The sequence below is a fragment of the Ruegeria sp. AB8 genome, from assembly GCF_056542605.1.
This window is the reverse complement of sequence record NZ_JBQGAB010000082.1, coordinates 1-1,628: the sequence shown is the minus strand read 5'-3', so window position 1 is coordinate 1,628 and position 1,628 is coordinate 1. Positions and strand designations below refer to the sequence as shown.

Annotated in this window: 1 protein-coding gene; it reads left to right on the top strand. The window is 58.4% G+C overall.

The window, feature by feature from the left end; translation table 11 throughout:
* Positions 1–262 precede the first annotated feature (262 nt).
* A partial coding sequence (locus tag ACR0CG_RS23780) for an IS1182 family transposase (RefSeq protein ID WP_480527969.1) occupies positions 263–1,628 on the top strand: 1,366 nt, incomplete at its 3' end.

Sequence of the window (1,628 nt, the reverse complement as noted above, 5' to 3'; positions counted from 1 at the left end):
TTACGTGGCCCATGCGGCGCAAACGACGAATTCCTCCTCGCCGCCACCGCCCAGAACCTCCGCAAACTGGCCAAGATCTTTCCCGCACCGCAGCAAACACGTAAAGCCTGATCAGAAAGGCACTCGCGCTCGGTTCAGCACACCACTTTCTGCGTCCGCAACACGTTGTTTTTCCACAGAATCGGCGTATTTCGTTGAAAAACTCTTGGTTGATTGAGTGGTAAGTCGCTGATTCAATTCGTCCTGTAGGGAGGAATTGGCGATGATGGGACCGAGGCAGGAAGCGCAGGCGGCGTTGTTCTACGAGTTCTCGCTGGAAGATCATGTCCCGCAAGATCACCTGCTGCGCTCGATTGATCGGTTCGTCGATCTTGGCAGCATCCGGTCGCATCTGGCGGAGTTCTACAGCCATACTGGACGCCCCTCGGTTGACCCCGAGTTGCTTATCCGAATGCTACTCGTGGGCTACTGCTTCGGGATCCGGTCCGAGCGGCGGCTTTGTGAAGAGGTTCATCTGAACCTAGCCTATCGGTGGTTCTGTCGGCTCGATCTGAACGACCGTGTGCCGGATCATTCCACATTCTCGAAGAACCGGCATGGGCGGTTCCGCGAAAGCGAACTGCTGCGCTACCTGTTCGAGATGACCGTGGCACACAGCATTGAGGAAGGCCTCGTCAGCGGTCAGCGTATGGCCATCGATGCAAGCTTGATCGAAGCCGATGCCAACAAGCAGAACTCAACGCCGAAGGAAGAGTGGGACGCCTCAACCGTTGATCCGACCGACGCGCCCCGCGCCGTCCGCGAGTATCTCGACACGCTGGACGAGGCTGCGTTCGGCGCTGCCAGCGAGGTTCAGCCCAAGTTCACATCGCATTCCGATCCGGCGAGCCAATGGACCGCAGCCCGCAAAGGCCCTGCATTCTTTAGCTATTCCGACAACTACCTGATCGATACAGATCACGGAGTTATCATCGACGTCGAAGCCACCAGATCAATCCGTCAGGCTGAGGTCGGATCGACCAAGACCATGTTGAACCGAGTAAAGGAACGGTTCGATCTGCATCCGGAGAGACTAATCGCGGACACCGCCTATGGCACCGGCCCACTTCTGGGCTGGCTGGTTGATCGCAAGATTGCGCCGCATATCCCGGTGTTCGACAAGTCCGGTCGCAATGACGGCACCTGGACCCGCGCCGACTTCGAATGGGATGCTGAGAATGACCAATACATCTGTCCCGAAGGTCACGCCCTCAAGCAGTTCCGCCGCAACTACTCAGACCCCAACCGCGGTCCGACGGGCAAGGGCACCGCTCGCTATCGCGCTCTGAAAGAGGTCTGTCAGGTCTGCCCATCGAAAACCAAGTGCTGCCCCAACGCGGATGCCCGCAAGATCAGCCGCGAAGAAACAGAAGACGCCCGCCAGGTGGCTCGAGACATTGCCAAGACCCGCCAGTACGACATCTCAATGAAGCTCAGAAAGAAGGTGGAAATGCTCTTCGCCCACCTCAAACGCATTCTCGGCCTGGGTCGGCTCCGATTACGTGGCCCATGCGGCGCAAACGACGAATTCCTCCTCGCCGCCACCGCCCAGAACCTCCGCAAACTGGCCAAGATCTTTCCCGCACCGC